Raw genomic sequence first — 18,248 nt, forward strand, 5'->3', positions numbered from 1 at the left:
ATTGGAGAACCCATGCCTTCGCCGTTGGGTCCGCTGCGCGCGGCCCTGTTCGTCCCCAGTCCGGCCAGCGTCCGCCGAGTGATGAGCCAATTCGACCAGCCCGACCAGCAGACCGCGCTCGAGCTCGAGCAGGTGACCATGCACTTGGTCAGCGGCATCGACTCCGCGGTGCGCAGCGCCGACAATGACGAACTGATAACCGCTCTGCTCGCGGTGCCGCCGAAGTACCGCGGGTTCGCCTACGAGGGCGCCGCGGTCGGTCTCACCGCGATCGACTCGCTGTCCCCCGGTCGCCGCGCCGCGGAACTGATCAGCGGCCCGGCCAGCCAGTACGCCCTGACCATGTACGTCGGCGTCGGCCTGGCGATGTCGAAGATCCCGAAGTTCCGGTGGAGCAAGGTGTTTCCGGAGCACCCGCTGTTCCGCTGGCTCGCCATCGACGGCTACGGCTTCTACAAGGCGTTCTTCCAGATGCAGCGTTACGTGCGCGAGCAGCATGTCGAGTCCCGCTTCCCCGGCTGGCTCGGTGACCGAGACAATCTGAAGCGCATCATGACGCAGGGCACCGGCCGTGCGCTGTGGTTCATCGGCGGCGGAAGCCCGGCCGGTGTCGTGCGGATGATCGGCGAGTTCGACCCGAAGCGGCACGCCGATCTGTGGAGCGGCGTCGGGATCGCGGTCACCTTCGCCGGGGGCGTGGCGCCCGCCGCCATGGAAGAACTCTGGGATCTGGCCGGGGAATACCGTCCGCAGCTCTCCTTGGGTTCGGCGATGGTGGCGCGGATCCGGCAGCAGACCGACAGCGTCAACGAGCACAGCGAGGCGGCCGCGCAAGTGTTCTGCGGCACCACCGTCGCGAAAACCGACGCGCTGATCGAGGACGCGCTCGACGGCCTGCCCGACGACGGCACGTCCGGCACCTATCTGCTGTGGCGGGACCGGATCGCCGAGATCGTCACCGCGAGCCGGGCCTGAGGATCGCCGCGATGGCACGGGTCAGCGACTGGGTCGGCAAGCACGTCATCGTCACCGGCGGATCGGAGGGGATCGGCGCCGCGGTGGCGGGAGCCTTCGCGCGGCGCGGCGCGCGGGTCTCCATCATCGCGCGTCGGAAACTGCCGCTGCGCGACACCGCGAAAGATCTCGGGGCGGACTGGGCCACCGCGGACGTGACCCGGCCGGACCAACTCGCCTCCGCCATCGCGGATCTGGAGCAGCGCAACGGGCCGTGCGAGGTCATCGCGTGCTGCGCGGGACTCACGCTGCCCGGCCGGTTTCTCGAGGTGGACGCCGGCGAGTTCGAGGTGCACATGTCGGCGAACTATCTCGGCGCCGTGCACGCGGTGCGTCGGGTACTGCCCGGCATGGTCGAACGGTCGCGCGGAAAAATCCTTCTCGTCAGCTCGACCTCGGCGTTCCTCGGCATTCCCGGCTACAGCGGCTACGGCCCGACCAAGGCGAGCATCCGGCAGTTGGCACTCTGTCTGCGCTACGAGGTCGAGCCGCGGGGCGTGGACGTCACGGTGATCTACCCCGCCGACACCGACACGCCGGGGCTGGCCAAGGAGAATCTGCGCAAGCCGGTGGAGACCAAGGCCGTCACCGGATCGATCGAGCCGATGTCGGCCGAGCGGGTCGCCGAGGCCGCCGTGCGGGGGCTGGAACGACGGCAGCACCACATCGCCCTCGATCCGCTGACCCGGTTCTTCCTGGCCTGGGCGAACCTGCCCGAAGATCTGGCGCGGCCGTTTCTGCGCCGCACCATCGCGAAGGCGCTTCGCTCCGGCTGACCATAGCGGCGAAAGGCCCTCCCGCGCATCGGATTCCGGTGCGCGGGAGGGCCTTCGTCGTATTCAGCCGACCAAGACGATCACGCAAGCCCCGATCAAGACGGCTTGCATCAGCGTCCGCAGCGGCAGCGGCATGGTCTTGATACCCACGTCGGCACGGGCGGCGCGGACGTTCGCCGGGAACATCACCACCAGCAGCGCGATCAGGCAGGCCGCCGCGAGGTCGGCGGTCGCGGGGATGAGCAGGCCCACCGCGCCCGCGGCTTCCAGCACGCCGGTCAGCGTCACCAGGGCGGGCGGATTCGGCAGTCGCGGCGGCACCATGTCGATCAGCGCGTCACGACGCGGCTGGAGGAAATGCGCGCTGGCCGTGAGGAGGAACATCGCGGCCAGCCCGAGCGCGGTCGCGTGCGCCCAGGAATCGAGCCAGCCGGGGCCGATCAGCCAGCCGATGAGCCGGGCGGCTGCGGTGACGACGGCGAGGACAACCAGCGGTGCCATCGGGACTCCTGAACATCGAAGCAATCTTGACAGTGGAAAGATTAGGCCCACACTGCTGAACTTGTCAATGTCTAGATGATCGGCCACCATCGAGATATGGCGAAGCACGGCTACCATCACGGCGATCTGCGCGCGGCACTGCTGACCGCGGCCGCCGAACGCATCGCCGCCGAGGGCGTCGACGCCCTTTCACTGCGGAACTTGGCGCGGCACGCGGGCGTGTCGCATGCCGCGCCCGCACATCATTTCGGCGATCGAGCCGGGTTGCTCACCGCGCTGGCCACCGAAGGGTTCGAGCTGCTGACCGAACAACTCGAACACGCCACCGGGGACTTCCGCGAGGTCGCGGTCGCCTACATTCGCTTCGCGCGCGAGCATCCCGGGCACTTCGACGTGATGTACCGCCACAGCCTGCTGCACGCTGACGACCCCGAATTGCGTGCGGCGCGGGAACTTTCGGGCGCGGCGCTACGCTCGGGGGTCTCGGCGATCCAGCCGGAGCACAGCCGAAGCCACCAGCAGGCCACCCAGCTCGCCGCATGGTCCCTGGTACACGGCTTCGCTTCGTTGTGGCGCGAAGGGGCGCTGCATAATTCGGCGCTGGTCACCGATCCCGATCCGGAGGTTCTCGCGCGTACGATGCTGTCCACCATCCGGTTCGACTGACCGGAAACCGTCTTGCGCCGGGCCGCCACCGTGTTAGCTGGACATCCGGAAGGAGCAGGCGGCCCCATCCCGGCTGCCATCGACACATGGACATCCACGCCTACCCGACCGACGCGGCGACGCCTTTGGACCTCACCGAAGCGCACCGCATCGCCGACCACTACCTCACCGGCGAGGACCACGCCGCACACGGAATCACCTACCGGGTCACCGAATTCGACACCTGCTTCGTCACCATCGCCGTCTTCGACAGGCCGCCGCACGCCGACCCCAACGCGCCGGTAGTCGTCGGCGGCTCGGTCTGCGTCATCGACAAGCCCACCGGCGCGGTCTCCTACTGGCCCACCTACCCGGCCACGATGGTCGCCGACCAGTACACGGCCGCACTCCAGGACGGGCGTCTGATCATCGAGGACGGTTGGCCCGAGGAGGACGATCAGCCCGCCAGCACCTCTCCGTGAAGAGAAACCGACATAGCGTCCCGTGAACTCCTTGCCCTGATCGACAATCACGACGCGCTGGCTCGCCGACCTACCGAGGCATCTCGTGCACGTCATTCATACAGCGTCGGCAGGTCGATAAGTGTTACCTCGTCCGACTCTGCCGCCTTTCGGGCATTCTCGTTGAAACCGCCTCCGCTGAAGCACAGTAGTCGAGTTCGACTGGTGTCGTACCGGCCGTTTCGGGCGACGACATCCCGGATACGCCGGAGACGATCGAGATGACCGTGCCCCATCGTGTCGTTCCACTTCGCCTCACCGATCGCCAGGAGCGGCGGCTTGCCGCCGTCCGATATCCCGATGACGGCGACGTCGATCTCGTAATTCGTTCGAGTACTGGCGTCGTGTACCACCCCATGGCCGACTTTGGCCGGAACTCCGGCGAACAATTCGGGATCGGCATGGTGCAGCGCCCAGTCCCGGCATACCTGCTCGAAATGTGGCCCCAGCACGTTGCTGGCGAACCTGCGGCCGCTGGCACGCCACACCCGGTTCGCACTTCCAGGGCGTTCGAGCTGATCCCATACCGGACGCATTATCGCGTGGTAGAACCGAATCAGCGGCTCGGAGATCCGATATGTGGATCTGTTGTCGCGGAAGATGTCGGCGTCGCGGTAGAGCAGTCCGACATCTTCGAGAACATTGAGGGGATGGGCGATATCGGCCGCCTTACGCTCCAGGTAGCTGGCGATGCCACCGCGCGCTGCATTGCCGTCCGCGACAGCGCCCAGCACGGAAAGATACAGTGCGGTGTCCCGTAATTCGGGTTCCTCGGCCAGCAGATATCGCGGCTCGCGAAACAGTGGTGTCTCCGGATTCATCACGGTTCGAACCACCCAGTCATCGAAATCCTCGGGGCCGGTGGGGGCATCGCCACGCGCGAACTCCCGCCGATACGCAGGAGTACCCCCCACGATCGAATTGACCTGTAGCGCTAGGCGAGGGTCCGTAATTCCCCAGAACTCGGCCGCCGAACGATAGTCGAGCGGACGAACCAGCAATTCGAGCCCGGCGCGGCCACGCAAAGGGGCGCTACCGGACAGGATTCGCCCCATGAACGACAACGCGGACCCACACAGCAGCAACCGAGTCCGTGAGTTCGCTCGCTGTTCACGCAACGGCCGCAAGGCCTCTTGAATGACCGACGGGAGCTCCGGATTCGCCTTCGCAAGGTAGGGGAATTCGTCGATGACGACCGGAACCGGCCGTTCGGACCCCAGGCTGAGCAGCGTATCGATGACCTCCGCCCAACCATGGAAATGGAATGGGCTCGCCGGCCGGATATGAGCCGTCAAGGCAGTGCTGATGCGCCGCAGCGATTCGGCTTCGGTCGCCTCGGTCGCACCGAAGTAGAACCCTCCCGCCGCCTGACAGATCGCTTCGAGCAAGAAGGTCTTGCCCTGGCGGCGTCGGCCCGAGACCACTCCCAGCGTCGCACCTGGCTGCTCGTCCGAGACGAAGCGGGTCAGCGCCGACCACTCGTAGTCACGATCGAACATGTCCGCAGGCTTCTGCACGACCCTCCTCACAGTTTGTAGGGGTACAGTTTATATAACTGTACCCCCGTAAATCAGCACAGTAGTACGGTCGGGGCGCAGCGCCGAACGAGTCGCATTCGGCTCGGAGGCGAAGCCCGGGTCATGCGTGGCATCAGCAGCCGCCGCATGGCGACCCGAACGGCACGCCGAACGCCGCGTCCTGCCTGGCCCTCGCGAACGAGAGCACCGGTGACGTGGTCCGGCCCCGCCAGGAGCCCCGAACCTGTCGGACCCGGCTGTTAGCCTCGGAGCCATCAGGTAACTCGCCTACGGAATCCATTGGGGGATGGCATGTTCGAGAATTCATCGGGCGACGGAGTCCCGCAGGATCGAACGGAGCAGGCCGCGGCGGCGCCGGGGATGGGCGAGCTGATTCACGACTGGCACGAGACCGGCCTCAGCGGCGTGTCCGACACGAAATTGCGCCTCGCCGTCGCGTTGACGACCCTGCTCGGCGCGGATGACGCCGACGAGGCGGATCGGCTGATGACACTGGCCCTGGGTGAGGGAGCCGGTTCAGCGGCCGATCGGACGGCGGTCTCGCAGTGGTTGCACGCGCGCTATCCGGGTGACCGGTATCTCAACCCGCCGCCCGACGGGCTCGGCGATTCGCTCGTCTGCCGAGCGCTGCGCGATCAGGAGGACGGTGGTGTGCGACTGCTGGCCGATAGCGTGTGCAGCGCCTCCCCCGGGCAGCTGGAGCGTTGTCTCGCGATTCTCACTCGGCTCTGCGGGGACGATGCGCACATGCGGTCGGTGACGGCGAAATATATTGCCGCCCATCATCGCCGGTTGGTGGAGTGTGTCTCCTTCTCGGATGGAGACGAGAAGGTCTCGCGCCACGGCGTGGTTCTCGACACGGTCGCCCGTTTCCTCACGCGCTCGCTGCCCGAAGACCCGACGGACGACAGCCTCAGCGCCGAAGACAAGCACGAACTTTCGCTTTCCGCTGTCGAATTGGGCGATCTCGCCCGCGCCGAAGGAAACCCGCGCGCCGCCGGGCGGCTGTACCGCCACGCGTTTCTCCTCGCCCGCGACGATGACGAGTTCGCAGGCCCGGACGGCGAAGAACTCGTGTCCGACGACGAACTCGCACCGCACCCGAGCGGGCCCGCCGAGGCGATGCGTTCGTATCGTCGCTCCATCGCGATCGGCGAACGCATCGCCGCAGCTCAACCGGGCGACTCCGGCTATCGTCGCGAGCTTTCGGTGTCCTACGGCAAGCTGGCCGATCTCGAACGAACGGCGGGCGACATCGAGGAGGCAGCCCGACTGCATCACTGCGCACTGGCCATCGCGGAGGAGCTCGCCGAGGCAGAGCCCGGCAACCGCTTGTATCACCGTGACCTCGCCGTCGTCCACGAGAAGGTGGGCGACATCGCCCATGCCGCGGGCGATACCGACCTGGCCGTGCACCACTACCGGGTCTCTCTCGTCCGCACCGAGGAACTCGCCGCCGCCGAGCCCGGAAATCCGCTCTACCGGCGGGACCTCTGTGTGGCCTACAACAAGCTCGGCAATCTGGCGTTGTCCGGTGGTGACCTCGACGAGGCCGCACGGCTCTATCAGTTGGCGCTCGCCGTGACCCAAGAGCTGGTCGACGCCCACCCGGACAACTTGCAATACCGTCGCGATCTATCGATCGGTTACGACAAAGTGGCCGAGGTATCGCGCGCTCGTGGTGATCTCGCCGAAGCGATCCGCCTGTATCGACGCTCGGTGGAGATAGCCGAAACGCTCGTCGCGGCCGAACCGTCGAACCATGCCTACCGGCGCGACCTCTCGGTCAGCGTGGACCGATTGGCCGGGGCGATCCGCGCGAACGGCGATCCGCACGAGGCCATCCGGCACTATCACCGCGCCCTCGCCTTCACCGAGGAACTCCTCGTCACCGACCCCGCCCATCCGCAGTACCGCCGCGACCTCGTCGTCACCTGCAATGTGCTCGGTGATATCGCCAGGGAATGGCGCGACTTCGCCGAAGCGGCCCGGCTCTATCGACGTGCGCTGGACGGTACCGAGGATCTGGTCGCGAGCGCACCCGGCAACCTCCAGTACCGCCGTGACCTTTTGATTGTCCACGACGCACTGGGTTCGCTCGCGATGGATCAGGGCGACTACGACGCGGCCGCGACACATTGTCGGCGCGCTCTTGCCCTATCGGAGGAACTCGCCGCCGCCGCTCCCGCGAACCTGAGGTATCGACGCGATCTGCTCCTCGCCTACACCGCGCTGGGCAAAGTAGCAGCACTGCAGGGAGATTCCCACGAAGCGAGGCAGCTGTTCGAACACGCCACCGCGGTCGCCGCGAGCCTGGTCGAGTCCGCGCCGGATAACCACGCCTACCGCAGAGATCTCTCGGTCTGTTACCACAAGCTGGGCGACAACGCCCGCGCCGGACACGATCTCGCCGAAGCGGAGCAGGCATACCGGAACGCCCTGGCCATCGATCTCGCGTTGGTGGACGCCGAACCCGCGAATCCGTCCTACCGCCGCGACCTCTCGATCACCTACGACCGGCTCGGCACGCTCGCGCGCTCGGCAGGTGATCACCCCACCGCGCGCGACTGGTACCGCCGCTCGGCCGATATCGCCGAAGAACTGGCGGCCACGAACCCCGGAAACCTCGGATACCAGCACGATCTGCTCTGCTGCTGCGACAAGCAGGGCGCCCTCGCCCGCGACACCGGAGACCTGACCGGCGCGGCCCGGCATTTCCGCCGCGGCCTCGCCGTCGCCGATCATCTGGTGCGAACCGCCCCGGCCAACCTCGGCTACCAGCGCGATCTGGCGCTGATGTACGAGCGCCTCGCCGATTTGGCGAGCGGTATCCGATGAGATCGGTTGCTCAGTCCGCGAGCCCGCCCCACGGTTTCACACCAGCGGCTGATTCCCAGCGATAGGCCGATCCATGCGGGTTCACGAGGCGGGAGAAGCCAGCCCGGATGCCGGTGCGGCGGGCAAGTCCCGGGCGGGCTCGCCCGCGTCGGGTACCTCGGTGCCGCGCAGGGAGGTTCCGGCGGTTTCGCGGAGGAAGCTCCAGGCGATCAGGCCGATGAGGGAGGCGCCGACCGTGTAGACGGCGGGGAACAGAGACCAGCCGGTGGCCTCGATCACCACTTCGTTGATCAGGGGGGCGGTGCCGCCGAAGGCCGCGGTGGAGACGTTGTAGGCCAGCGCGAAGCCCGCGTAGCGGACGTGGGTCGGGAAGATGGCCGGGAAGGTGGAGCTGATGGTGGACAGCTGCGGTACATAGAACAGCCCGAGGACGATGAACCCTGCGATGGCCCATCCCGTGCCCTGCCCCATCAGCCAGTACATCGGCACCGCGAGCACCGTGAGACCCACCAGGGAGAACAGCCACATCGGGCGTCGCCCGACGCCGTCGGACAGTCGGCCGAAGAACGGCAGCACCAGCATCATCACCAGCTGCCCGACCAGCATCATCGCGGTGGTCGCCGACTCGCCCATGCCGATCGTGTTCTGCAAGTAGGTGGGCTGGTAGGTGAGCAGCGTGTAGTTCACCACGTTGAGCGCGACGACCAATCCGGCCAGCGTGAGAGTCTCGCGCCGGTAGGTGGTCAGCACTTCCCGCAACCCGCCCGGCGGGTGCTTGTGCTCGGCGACCTCGCTGAACACCGGGCTCTCGGTCAACCTGGCCCGCAGGTACCAGCCGGTCAGGCCGAGCGGGATGGCGATCAGGAACGGGATGCGCCAGCCCCAATCGTGCATGGCGTCCGAGCCCAGGACGAGCTGGCAGGCCAGCACCGTCGCGGAGCCGCCGACGAAACCGGCGAGCGTGCCGAACTCGAGGAAGCTGCCGAGGAACCCACGCTTGCGGTCGGTCGCGCACTCGGCGAGATACGTTGCCGCGCCGCCATACTCACCACCGGTGGAGAATCCTTGCACCACACGCAGGGTGATCAGCAGGATCGGAGCCAGCACACCGACCGTCGCATGGGTGGGCAGTGCGCCGATGGCGCCGGTCGCCGCGGCCATGAGCAGAATAGTGGTGGCCAGTACGGCTTTTCGACCGATCCGGTCACCGAGCGGTCCCCACACCATGCCGCCGAGCGGCCGGAGCACGAACGAGATGGCGAAGCCGAGCATGGTGCCGAGCGTCCCCAAATCCCCGGGAAAGAACGCGTCGGTGAGGTAGGTCGCGGTGGCGGCGTAGACGCCGTAGTCGAACCATTCGGTGGCGTTGCCCATGGCCGAAGCCGCCACGGAACGCCGCAACGGGAAAGTCTCCGATGTGGTCACGTGCACGTCCTCTCCAGTCCGTACACGGACCTCGATTCGTTCCTCCTCCGGCTCCTGACTTCCGGAGGTTCGGCACGAAACAGGGCGATACCCACGTTTCTCACCCGGCAAACCGCGAGGCACCGGCACGGCCTTGCCGACAGGCGCTCTGAACTGCCGATACATAAAGATTGTGACGGCAGTCACAAATGAGTCATGCCGCGCTCAGGTCCGAGCAACTCACATGCCGTAATCCCCGATGAAAATGCGGCCACGGTGCCCACTTCGCCGAATGAACCCTCGCCGGAAGCACACCGGCGCACATCCGCGATCAGTCGACCGCGAGCATGGCGGCGACGCCCTCCGTGACCTCCCGCGCCAGTGCCGCGTCGACCGGTGCGTGATGACTCAGCATCCGGTACCACATAACCCCGAACGCGAAATCGACCACTAGATCCAGCGACACAGCCTCGGCGAATTCGCCTGAGTGCACACCCTTTTGCAACAGCCCGCGCAGTGCCGCACGGCGCGGGCCGATCACGATGCCCTGCAACCGCTTCGAAAGAGCGGGGTCGCGCTGCGCATCGGCCATCAGCCCGACCAGCGCCTGCCCCGTCAGCTTGTGCGTGAGCTCATAGGTCGCCGCGAGCAGCCCTTCCACGTCGGCGAGCACGTCCGCGGAGCCGTCGCGCACCCGCAGCGCGGGGTCTTCCTCGGCGAGCCCGGCCAGCGCCTCCATGAGCACCGATGCCTTGTCCGGCCACCAGCGGTACACCGTCTGCCTGCCCGCACCCGCCGCGTCGGCGATGGCCTTGATGGTCAGGTCCTGATAGCCGTCGCGTTCGCACAGCTCCAGTGCGGCACGCAGGATCGCGCGCCTGGCGTCCGCACTGCGCGGGCGGCCCCGGGTTCCGGTCATACCGCAACTTTACAAGACACGGTGCCTCGTTTATATTTCGAGACACAGAGGTTCGAAATTCAGGAGGAAGTTGTGCGCAATCGAGCCGTCATCGTCGGCGGGACTTCGGGCATCGGTCTGGCTACCGCGCGCAGGCTCGCATCCCACGGGCACCAAGTGGTCATCACCGGTCGCGACGCCGACAAACTCGATGCGGCGCTCACCGAACTCGTCGCGGGCGTCACCGGCCGGACCGTCGACGCCCGCGACGAGACCGAGCTGGCCGGATTCTTCGCCGAGACCGGGCCGATCGATCACCTGGTGGTGACCGTGACCGGACCGTCCGGCACGACGCCGTTCCGCGAACTCGGACTGGACCAGGTGCGGCAGCACATCGACGGCAAGCTGCTCGCGCACACCGCCGCGATGCAGGCCGCGCTGCCGCATCTCGCCGAAAACGGTTCGATCACCCTGGTGTCGGCGGCGTCGGCGGGCGGCTCGATGCCCGCCACCGCCGCGCTCGCCGCGGTGAATTCCGGTGTGGAAGCCATGGTCCCGGTGCTGGCCGTGGAACTCGCGCCGCTCCGCGTGAATGCGGTGTCGCCCGGCGTGATCGACACCGGCTGGTGGAACTTCCTGCCCGACGGCGCACGTGCCGAGGTCTTCGACTCGGTCGCCGCGGCCACGCCAGCGGGCCGCGTCGGGACCGCCGACGATGTGGCGCACGCGATCGAGTTCCTGATCGAGAATTCATTCACGACCGGGATCGTGGTGCGGGTCGATGGCGGTGCGCGATTGGGAGCGCCGAAGTAGCGGTGGCCAGGAAGCCTACAGCGGCGTCACATACGCCCCCGCGATGCCGCCGTCGACCAGGAACTGCGAGGCGGTGATGAACGAGGAGTCGTCGCTGGCGAGAAACGCTACGGCCGCCGCGATCTCTTCCGGCTCCGCGAACCGCCCGAGCGGCACGTGCACCAGGCGGCGGGCGGCGCGCTCGGGGTCCTTGGCGAACAATTCGCGCAGCAGCGGCGTGTTCACCGGGCCCGGGCACAGGGCGTTGACCCGTATACCGTTGCGGGCGAATTGGACGCCGAGTTCCCGGCTCATCGCCAGCACCCCGCCTTTGGAGGCGGTGTAGGAGATCTGCGAGGTCGCCGCGCCCATCACGGCGACGAACGACGCGGTGTTGATCACCGAACCTTTGCCGCGCTCCAGCATGTGCCCGATCGCGTACTTGCTGCACAGGTACACCGAGGTCAGGTTGACCTCTTGGACGCGGCGCCAGGCGTCGATGCCGGTGGTGAGGATCGAGTCGTCCTCCGGTGGCGAGATGCCCGCGTTGTTGAACGCGATGTCCAGCCCGCCGTAGGTGTCGACCGCGGTCTGGAACAGCGCCTCGACCTGCGCTTCATCCGTGACGTCCACCTGGACGTACCGCCCTGCGACTTCTTCGGCCGCCGCTTTGCCGGTCTCGGGGTCGATGTCTGCGACGACCACCTTCGCCCCCTCGGCCGCGAAACGGCGGACCGTGGCCAGACCGATACCGCTCCCGCCGCCGGTGACGACGGCGACTCGATCCTGTAAGCGCTGCAACGTATCTCCTGTCGGATGTGCTGGGGTCACTGGGTGGCGAGGAAGACGTTCTTGGTCTCGGTGAAGGCCAGCGCCGCGTCCGGCCCGAGCTCACGCCCCAGCCCGGACTGCTTGAAACCGCCGAACGGCGTCCAATACCGCACGGACGAATGCGAATTCACCGAGAGGTTGCCCGCTTCCACACCGCGCGCCACGCGCAGCGCCCGGCCCACGTCACTGGTCCAGATCGACCCGGACAGGCCGTAGTCCGTGTCGTTGGCGATCCGCAGCGCGTCGGCTTCGTCCTCGAACGGAAGCACCGCGACCACCGGCCCGAACACCTCCTCGGTGAGCACCCGGTCGGTGGGCGCGCCGGGCAGCACCACCGTGGGCGGATACCAGAATCCGGCGCCGTCGGGCGCGTGCCCGGTGAACGCCACCTTGGTCGACGGCTGCACGAACTCGGCGACGCGCTCCCGATGCGCGGCCGAGATCAACGGGCCCATCTCGGTGGACTCATCGGACGGATCGCCGACCCGCACGCCACGCACCGCCGGTTCCAGCAACTCGAGGAACCGGTCGAACACACTGCGCTGCACCAGAATTCGGGAGCGGGCGCAGCAGTCCTGTCCGGCGTTGTCGAAGACGCCGTACGGCGCCGTGGCCGCCGCCCGCTCCAGGTCGGCGTCGGCGAACACGATGTTCGCGCTCTTGCCGCCGAGTTCCAGCGTCACCCGCTTCACCTGCTCGGCGCAGCCCGCCATGATCTGCTTGCCCACCTCGGTGGAGCCGGTGAACACCACCTTGCGGACCGCGGGATGGGTGACGAACCGCTGACCCACCACCGAGCCCTTGCCGGGCAGCACCTGGAACACGCCCTCGGGCAGCCCCGCCTCCAGCGCGAGTTCCCCGAGCCGCAGCGCGGTCAGCGGCGTGAGCTCGGCGGGCTTGAGCACCACCGTGTTGCCCGCCGCGAGCGCGGGCGCGAACCCCCACGCCGCGATCGGCATCGGGAAGTTCCACGGCACGATCACCCCGACCACGCCGAGCGGTTCATGGAAGGTGAGGTCGACCCCGCCCGAGACCGGGATCTGATTGCCCAGCAATCGTTCAGGCATCCCAGCGGCGTAGTGCAGCACGTCGCGGACGTTGCCCGCCTCCCAGCGTGCGTTGCCGATGGTGTGCCCGGCGTTCTCCACTTCGAGCAGCGCCAAATGCTCCAGATCCGTGTCCACCGCGTCGGCGAACCGGCGCAGCAGCCGTGCCCGATCGCCCGGCGCCACCTCCCGCCAGGCCAGCGAAGCGCGCTCGGCCGCGGCGATGGCGGCGTCGGTCTCCGCTTCGCCGAGCAGCTCGACGGACGTGACGACCTGTTCCGTCGCCGGGTTGAGCACGTGCGTTGTCGTCACGAGTGGTGCTCCCTTCGGTAGGTGTCCGCCGCTTCGACCAGGGCCAGGATCAACCGGCGATCGGTGGCGTCGGCCTCCGGATGCCACTGCACACCCACCAGGAACGACCCGTCGGACGCCTCCACGGCCTCGATCGTGCCGTCGGCGGCATGGGCGGCGGCGGTCAGGCCGTCCGCGAGCCGGTCCACGGCCTGATGGTGGTGGCAGTGGACCTTCACCTCCGGACCGGCGAGTTCCGCGACCCGGCTGCCCGCCGCGGTGAGCACCCGGATGGCGTTGAACCCGCCCGCGACGCCGGAATGCTCCTCGTGGCCGACGACGTCGGGCAGATGCGGAATCAAGGTGCCGCCGAGCGCCACGTTCGCCAGCTGGAGCCCGCGGCACACCGCGAGGATCGGCATGCCAGCGGATCTGGCCAGCTCGAACAGAGCGAACTCCGATTCGTCGCGATCCGGCCTGGTGTAGCCGGGGACTCCCGCCGAGGGGCCGCCGTAGCGGGCCGGATCGATGTCGGCGCCACCGGTGAGCAGCACCCCGTCGAGCCGCCGCACCAGCTCGGGACGCGCGACTCCCGCGGGCGGCAGCAGCACCGGGATGCCACCCGCGGCCACCACCATCTCGACGTAGGCGTGCGGCAGCACCGCGGCGGGCAGGTCCCACGCGTTGAAGCGGGTTTGCTCCACATAGGTGGGCAAGCCGATCACGGGACGGGCTCCCGCGACCTCAGAGTCGTTCGAAACCACGGATACGCTCCCAGTCGGTGACCGCGGCGTCGTAGGCGTCCAGTTCCACCCGGGCCGCGTTGCGGTAGTGCTCCACTACATCATCACCGAACGCCGCACGCGCCACCGTGCTGTCCCCGAACAGCTGGGCCGCCTCGCGCAGCGTGTGGGGCACGCGCGGCCGCTCCGAGCGGTAGGCGTTGCCGTGGAATTCCGGCTCCAGCGGAATCCGCCGATCGATGCCGTGCAGACCCGCCGCGATCAGCGCGGCGACGGCGAGATACGGGTTCACGTCACCGCCCGGCACGCGGTTCTCCAACCGCAGCGAGTGCTCCTCGCCCACCACGCGGATCGCGCAGGTCCGGTTGTCCCGGCCCCACGCGATCGCGGTGGGCGCGAAGCTGCCCGCCACGAAGCGCTTGTAGGAATTGATGTTCGGGGCCAGCAGGTAGGTGAACTCGCGCAGGCAGTCCAGCTGTCCCGCGATGAAATGCCGCATCAGCGCGGACGTTCCGTCGGCTCCGTCGCCCGCGAACACCGGTTCACCCGCCTCGGTGCGCAGACTCACATGAATGTGGCAGGAATTGCCCTCGCGCTCATTGTATTTCGCCATGAACGTGAGGCTGCGCCCTTCCTGGGCGGCGATCTCCTTCGCTCCGGTCTTGTAGATGCTGTGGTTGTCACAGGTGACCAGGGCCTCGTCGTATCGGAACGCGATCTCGTGCTGGCCGGGATTGCATTCGCCCTTGGCCGACTCGACATACATCCCCGCCCCGTCCATCTCCTTCCGGATGCGCCGCAGCAGCGGCTCGATCCGTCCGGTGCCGAGCATCGAATAGTCGACGTTGTACTGGTTGGCCGGGGTCAGCCCGCGATACCCGACGTTCCAGGCCGCCTCGTAGCTGTCGTCGAACACCAGGAATTCCAGTTCGGTCCCGACGAACGCGCGCAGTCCCCGTTCGGCCAGCCGGTCCAGCTGCTTGCGCAGCACCTGGCGCGGTGAGGCGGCCACCGGCCGCCCCTGCGGCTGCACGTGCTCCACGTCGCACAGCACCAGCGCCGTACCCGGCCACCACGGCGCCATCCGGAGCGTGCGCAGGTCCGGCCGGAGCACGACGTCCCCGTACCCGGTGTCCCAGGACGAGAGGGCGTAGCCGTCCACCGTCGCCATGTCCACGTCAACCGCGAGCAAATAGCCGCACGCCTCGGTCGCGTGCTGGAGCACCTCGTCCAAGAAATAGCGTGCCGCGCAGCGCTTCCCCTGCAATCGGCCTTGCATGTCGGTCATCGCGACGAGAACCGTGTCGATATCCCCTGTATCGACGTGGTCTCGCAACTGCGCCACACTCAGCATCCCGCTACGCATCCACGACCCCTCTCGGCACCAACCGTGCTCACGCTAGAGCAAAACGGACACGTTTGTGACGGGACACACAAATCTTGGGTCGCGGTATTCGGTGCGATCGTGCCTGTTCAGCGTCGCGAGCGGAGGTCAGGACAACGGATTGCGCAGTGCCGCGGGAAGCAGCGACACACGGCGCGAGCCGATCCGCGGCACCGCGGACAGGCGTGGCCCGCGAATGGGCAGACCGAGCCACATCCGGACCAGCAGGGCCGCGAAGCGCAGGTGACCGGTCACCCACGGTCCGGCGAAGGCGAGCGACCAGACGGTCTCGGTGCCCGCGGGTGGCAGCTCGCGATCAGCGAAGCGCGCCGCGATCCAGTCGACCATCACCGGCAGTGCCTGGAATTGCAGCAGCAGGTGGGTGCTGAGCCGATCGCGTAGGTAGCGCACGTGGACACCCGCGTCGGCGTAGCGCGCGACGTGGCCATCGACATCCTCGACCGCGATCACCTCGTCGTGCACGCCTTGGAGCACGAGCATGGGCATGGCGGGCGCGCGGCGGCCGGGATGGATGTCGTCGAGAATGCGCCGCAGTCCCGGCTGGGCGAGCATGGCGGCGAGGCCCTTGCCGCTGTGCTTTTCGACGTCGCGCCGGGCGAATCGGTAGAGCAGCGGGAAGGTCGCGGACTTCTCGATCTCGGCCAGCAAGCCCAGATACCGCGCGTCCAGGTGCGCGGTCAGCAGGCTGTCCAGGTCCGGATACCCGCGCCGCAGTCCCGCGGTGAATACGGCGGCGAACCCCGCGAACAGCGTGCCGTTGAGCCGGACGAACGCCGCGGCCGGGTCACCGACCGGCGATCCGGCGACCGCGCCGACGAGGTTCAGCTCGGGCGCGTACTCGGTGGCCATCTCCGCGGCCCAGACGGTCGCCAATCCTCCACCGGAATATCCCCACAGCGCAACAGGTGTGGTGGTCTCCAGCCCCAGCGGGGCGAAGGCGAGAGCCGCGCGTATCGCGTCGAGCGCGCGATACCCCGGCTCTCTGGCCACGCCGAAACGGCCCTCAGTACCCCCGTGATCCGGGACCGACACCGCCCAGCCCCGCGCCAGCGCGCTGGCGATCAGCGGCAACTCGAGCTGCGGAATCGACCCCGGCGCCCGCGCGCCGCGCCGCAGCGCGTACGAGGGAGAGCATTTCGAGGCGACCGCGTCGATCGCGCACTGGAAGGAGACCAGCGGCCGCGGTTCGGCGGGATCCGCACCCCACGGCAGCAGCACGGTGGTCACCGCGACCTCGGGAACACCGTCGAGATCACAGGTGCGATAGAGCAGCTGCCACGCCGAAATCCGCTGGCGGACCAGGCCGAAGAATCCGATCTCCACTCCGCGTGAGCGGACGATGGCGCCGGGGCGCAAGCGCCCGACCGCCGGTGGCGGCGTGTAGAACGGATCGTCTTCGGGCAGGATCGGCCGATGCGAGAACGCCGCCGGATCCGGCGGCACCGCACCCGCATCCCATTCGGGCTCCACACTCATCCGGTTCATCCTTTCCGACGGCGCCGCCGTGGTTTCCGGCATCGCCGCGCCGATAATCGCGGCGGATGCCGTAACTCCACTCAACCAATGCGTCGGCCGGAAAAGAATTGTCCCGGGCACCAATTAGCCGGTCGCGGTTTCTCCTGTCGATGCAGTGACAACCGCTCACAGGCTGCCGTTGCCGCCGACCATCCACGGATTGAAGGTGCATTCCAGCGTCGGGTACGCGACCGGATCGAGCGCGTGCAGAACAATGGACGCCGAACGGGGCGAGTACATGATCGTCAGATGGTCCGACATATCCTGCTCACATCCTTCTTGCAGCGTGATGTTGTCCACCGTCGCGCCGGGGCCTGCCTGCAGAAAAGCCCAGTGGTAGGGATTGGCGACCTCGTCGTACCGGGAGGCGACCGACGTGTAGGCCACCCCGGGCACCGTGTCGCCCTGCGCGTTCAGCTCGGCGTAGAACGACGAGCCCACCGCCTGCTGGATATTCGACATGCCGATCAAGGGCTCGGAGAAGCCGAGAATGTCGACGCCCAGGTTGTTGATGGTCCGTCCGAGCGTCGCGATGCCCATCAGGGAGGTGCCGTGATGGGTGGCGCCGAAGCTGATCAGCTTGCCGACTTTGCCCTGGCCGCCGTCGAATTTCAGATAGCGATTGGCGACCGTGCCGCCTTGGGAATGCCCGACGATGTCGACGGCCTGCGCGCCCGTCGCGGCCAGCACGCGCTCGACGAAATCGCGCAGCTGACGTGACGAATCCTCCATCGGGCCAACACCGTAGCGTCCGGGCATGATCGTGCCGAGGCCGCCGCCTTCCAAAAGACCGGAGCGCCCGAAGTTGAACGCGAACACGCAGTAACCGGCGCGCGCCAGACGCGGCGAAAGGTAGGCGAAGCTGTCGTAGGCGTTCAGCCACGTGGCGTGCATCAGCACCACCGGCCGCGGGTGTTCGGCCGTCGGCGTGCAATTCCAGCGATTCGCGCCGGGCGGAGCGGCGTCGGGATGGGTCAGGCCGTAGGCGAACGCGGCCAGATACGCCGACATCTCCGGCCCCTCCCCCGAAGCGTCGGTGGCCACGCTGGTCGCCCATCCCGACGAGCTGCCGGAATCCACGATCGCCCGCGGCTGCCTGCCGTCCGGAGCCGGGGCGAGGCCCGCGTCGATGTACTCCGCGAGCGCCTGCTGTGTCGGTTCGATCTCCTCTTGCGCGTGCGCCACCCCGGTACCGAGCGTCGTCGCGACGGCCATGCCCGCGATCACCGCGGCCCCCAGAATTGCTCGCCGAGCGTTGTGCCTCATTGCCAACATCCGATTCACTTCCGTTCACGCCGAAGATGCGCGGCCCCAGCGATGAATAGACCACCGCCACACAATGTTTGCCACGACACACTCGACCGATTATGTGATCGGGACCATATTCACGAGCCGCGGTCCGAATCTATGGCGATACGGTGCCGGTGTCACTGCACGGCGAGGAGAAGATTCCGTCCGGAAATTGGTGCCGGAGCCAAAATTCGGAGGCT

Annotated in this window: 16 protein-coding genes; 6 read left to right on the forward strand and 10 right to left on the reverse strand. The window is 67.7% G+C overall.

The window, feature by feature from the left end:
* The first annotated feature begins 12 nt into the window (after positions 1 to 12).
* Together ON34_RS19005 and ON34_RS19010 are read left to right on the forward strand one after the other, a co-directional pair.
* On the forward strand, positions 13 to 975 hold the full coding sequence (locus ON34_RS19005) for a DUF1702 family protein (RefSeq protein ID WP_051022834.1): 963 nt from the start codon (positions 13 to 15) through the stop codon (positions 973 to 975).
* Between the two features lie 11 nt (positions 976 to 986).
* Positions 987 to 1,790, forward strand: coding sequence for an SDR family oxidoreductase (locus ON34_RS19010; protein WP_157172333.1), 804 nt, complete (start codon positions 987 to 989; stop codon positions 1,788 to 1,790).
* 63 nt (positions 1,791 to 1,853) lie between these two features.
* Here the strand turns inward: ON34_RS19010 and ON34_RS19015 are convergent, their stop codons facing one another.
* Positions 1,854 to 2,291, reverse strand: coding sequence for a DoxX family protein (locus ON34_RS19015; protein ID WP_040781012.1), 438 nt, complete (start codon positions 2,289 to 2,291; stop codon positions 1,854 to 1,856).
* A 96-nt stretch (positions 2,292 to 2,387) separates the two neighbouring features.
* On the opposite strand from ON34_RS19015, the gene ON34_RS19020 reads away from it, so the two are divergent.
* Both ON34_RS19020 and ON34_RS19025 read left to right on the forward strand, forming a co-directional pair.
* Positions 2,388 to 2,957 carry a TetR/AcrR family transcriptional regulator gene (locus ON34_RS19020; RefSeq protein ID WP_040781013.1) on the forward strand — a complete coding sequence of 190 codons (570 nt, stop codon included), beginning with the start codon at positions 2,388 to 2,390 and terminating at the stop codon, positions 2,955 to 2,957.
* A gap of 86 nt (positions 2,958 to 3,043) precedes the next feature.
* Positions 3,044 to 3,418, forward strand: coding sequence for an SUKH-4 family immunity protein (locus ON34_RS19025; protein ID WP_040781015.1), 375 nt, complete (start codon positions 3,044 to 3,046; stop codon positions 3,416 to 3,418).
* 92 nt (positions 3,419 to 3,510) lie between these two features.
* Here the strand turns inward: ON34_RS19025 and ON34_RS19030 are convergent, their stop codons facing one another.
* Positions 3,511 to 4,845, reverse strand: coding sequence for an AAA family ATPase (locus tag ON34_RS19030; protein WP_245548093.1), 1,335 nt, complete (start codon positions 4,843 to 4,845; stop codon positions 3,511 to 3,513).
* Positions 4,846 to 5,286: 441 nt separating this feature from the next.
* Between ON34_RS19030 and ON34_RS19035 the strand changes: the two genes are divergently transcribed.
* Positions 5,287 to 7,833, forward strand: coding sequence for a tetratricopeptide repeat protein (locus ON34_RS19035; protein ID WP_083889546.1), 2,547 nt, complete (start codon positions 5,287 to 5,289; stop codon positions 7,831 to 7,833).
* An 81-nt stretch (positions 7,834 to 7,914) separates the two neighbouring features.
* Here ON34_RS19035 and ON34_RS19040 read toward each other — a convergent pair whose 3' ends face one another.
* Both ON34_RS19040 and ON34_RS19045 read right to left on the reverse strand, forming a co-directional pair.
* Positions 7,915 to 9,207 carry an MFS transporter gene (locus ON34_RS19040; protein ID WP_051022866.1) on the reverse strand — a complete coding sequence of 431 codons (1,293 nt, stop codon included), beginning with the start codon at positions 9,205 to 9,207 and terminating at the stop codon, positions 7,915 to 7,917.
* Positions 9,208 to 9,568: 361 nt separating this feature from the next.
* The gene (locus tag ON34_RS19045; RefSeq protein ID WP_040781019.1) at positions 9,569 to 10,156 is read right to left on the reverse strand and encodes a TetR/AcrR family transcriptional regulator; all 588 of its coding nucleotides are present in this window, start codon (positions 10,154 to 10,156) and stop codon (positions 9,569 to 9,571) included.
* 72 nt (positions 10,157 to 10,228) lie between these two features.
* Here ON34_RS19045 and ON34_RS19050 point away from each other — a divergent pair, with 72 nt between their 5' ends.
* Positions 10,229 to 10,948: an SDR family oxidoreductase gene (locus tag ON34_RS19050; RefSeq protein ID WP_040781021.1), complete on the forward strand. Its 720-nt coding sequence runs from the start codon at positions 10,229 to 10,231 to the stop codon at positions 10,946 to 10,948.
* A 15-nt stretch (positions 10,949 to 10,963) separates the two neighbouring features.
* Here the strand turns inward: ON34_RS19050 and ON34_RS19055 are convergent, their stop codons facing one another.
* The 6 genes from ON34_RS19055 to ON34_RS19080 form a co-directional block, all read right to left on the reverse strand.
* Positions 10,964 to 11,758 carry a 3-oxoacyl-ACP reductase gene (locus ON34_RS19055; RefSeq protein WP_373291945.1) on the reverse strand — a complete coding sequence of 265 codons (795 nt, stop codon included), beginning with the start codon at positions 11,756 to 11,758 and terminating at the stop codon, positions 10,964 to 10,966.
* Positions 11,755 to 13,116 (reverse strand): aldehyde dehydrogenase family protein, encoded by a 1,362-nt coding sequence (locus ON34_RS19060; RefSeq protein ID WP_040781024.1) that lies wholly within the window; start codon positions 13,114 to 13,116, stop codon positions 11,755 to 11,757. Before ON34_RS19060 ends, ON34_RS19055 begins: the two co-directional genes overlap by 4 nt.
* Positions 13,113 to 13,859 (reverse strand): gamma-glutamyl-gamma-aminobutyrate hydrolase family protein, encoded by a 747-nt coding sequence (locus ON34_RS19065; protein WP_040781025.1) that lies wholly within the window; start codon positions 13,857 to 13,859, stop codon positions 13,113 to 13,115. The genes ON34_RS19060 and ON34_RS19065 overlap by 4 nt, the downstream gene beginning before the upstream one ends.
* The gene (locus ON34_RS19070; RefSeq protein WP_083889547.1) at positions 13,840 to 15,204 is read right to left on the reverse strand and encodes a glutamine synthetase family protein; all 1,365 of its coding nucleotides are present in this window, start codon (positions 15,202 to 15,204) and stop codon (positions 13,840 to 13,842) included. The genes ON34_RS19065 and ON34_RS19070 overlap by 20 nt, the downstream gene beginning before the upstream one ends.
* A gap of 126 nt (positions 15,205 to 15,330) precedes the next feature.
* On the reverse strand, positions 15,331 to 16,719 hold the full coding sequence (locus tag ON34_RS19075; RefSeq protein ID WP_063821712.1) for a lipase family protein: 1,389 nt from the start codon (positions 16,717 to 16,719) through the stop codon (positions 15,331 to 15,333).
* Positions 16,720 to 16,884: 165 nt separating this feature from the next.
* Entirely contained in the window at positions 16,885 to 18,024 is a 1,140-nt protein-coding gene (locus ON34_RS19080; protein ID WP_040781030.1) for an esterase/lipase family protein, read from the reverse strand.
* Positions 18,025 to 18,248 lie beyond the last annotated feature (224 nt).

This window comes from Nocardia pneumoniae NBRC 100136 (assembly GCF_000308755.1).
In the GTDB taxonomy this organism is placed as follows: domain Bacteria; phylum Actinomycetota; class Actinomycetes; order Mycobacteriales; family Mycobacteriaceae; genus Nocardia; species Nocardia pneumoniae.

Coding starts and splice junctions, on each gene's coding strand:
- ON34_RS19040 (WP_051022866.1), bottom strand. CDS start 9,207: ATGGGCAACGCCACCGAATGGTTCGACTACGGCGTCTACGCCGCCACC.
- ON34_RS19005 (WP_051022834.1), top strand. CDS start 13: ATGCCTTCGCCGTTGGGTCCGCTGCGCGCGGCCCTGTTCGTCCCCAGT.
- ON34_RS19010 (WP_157172333.1), top strand. CDS start 987: ATGGCACGGGTCAGCGACTGGGTCGGCAAGCACGTCATCGTCACCGGC.
- ON34_RS19025 (WP_040781015.1), top strand. CDS start 3,044: ATGGACATCCACGCCTACCCGACCGACGCGGCGACGCCTTTGGACCTC.
- ON34_RS19015 (WP_040781012.1), bottom strand. CDS start 2,291: ATGGCACCGCTGGTTGTCCTCGCCGTCGTCACCGCAGCCGCCCGGCTC.
- ON34_RS19070 (WP_083889547.1), bottom strand. CDS start 15,204: ATGCGTAGCGGGATGCTGAGTGTGGCGCAGTTGCGAGACCACGTCGAT.
- ON34_RS19035 (WP_083889546.1), top strand. CDS start 5,287: ATGTTCGAGAATTCATCGGGCGACGGAGTCCCGCAGGATCGAACGGAG.
- ON34_RS19045 (WP_040781019.1), bottom strand. CDS start 10,156: ATGACCGGAACCCGGGGCCGCCCGCGCAGTGCGGACGCCAGGCGCGCG.
- ON34_RS19080 (WP_040781030.1), bottom strand. CDS start 18,024: ATGAGGCACAACGCTCGGCGAGCAATTCTGGGGGCCGCGGTGATCGCG.
- ON34_RS19020 (WP_040781013.1), top strand. CDS start 2,388: ATGGCGAAGCACGGCTACCATCACGGCGATCTGCGCGCGGCACTGCTG.
- ON34_RS19075 (WP_063821712.1), bottom strand. CDS start 16,719: ATGAGTGTGGAGCCCGAATGGGATGCGGGTGCGGTGCCGCCGGATCCG.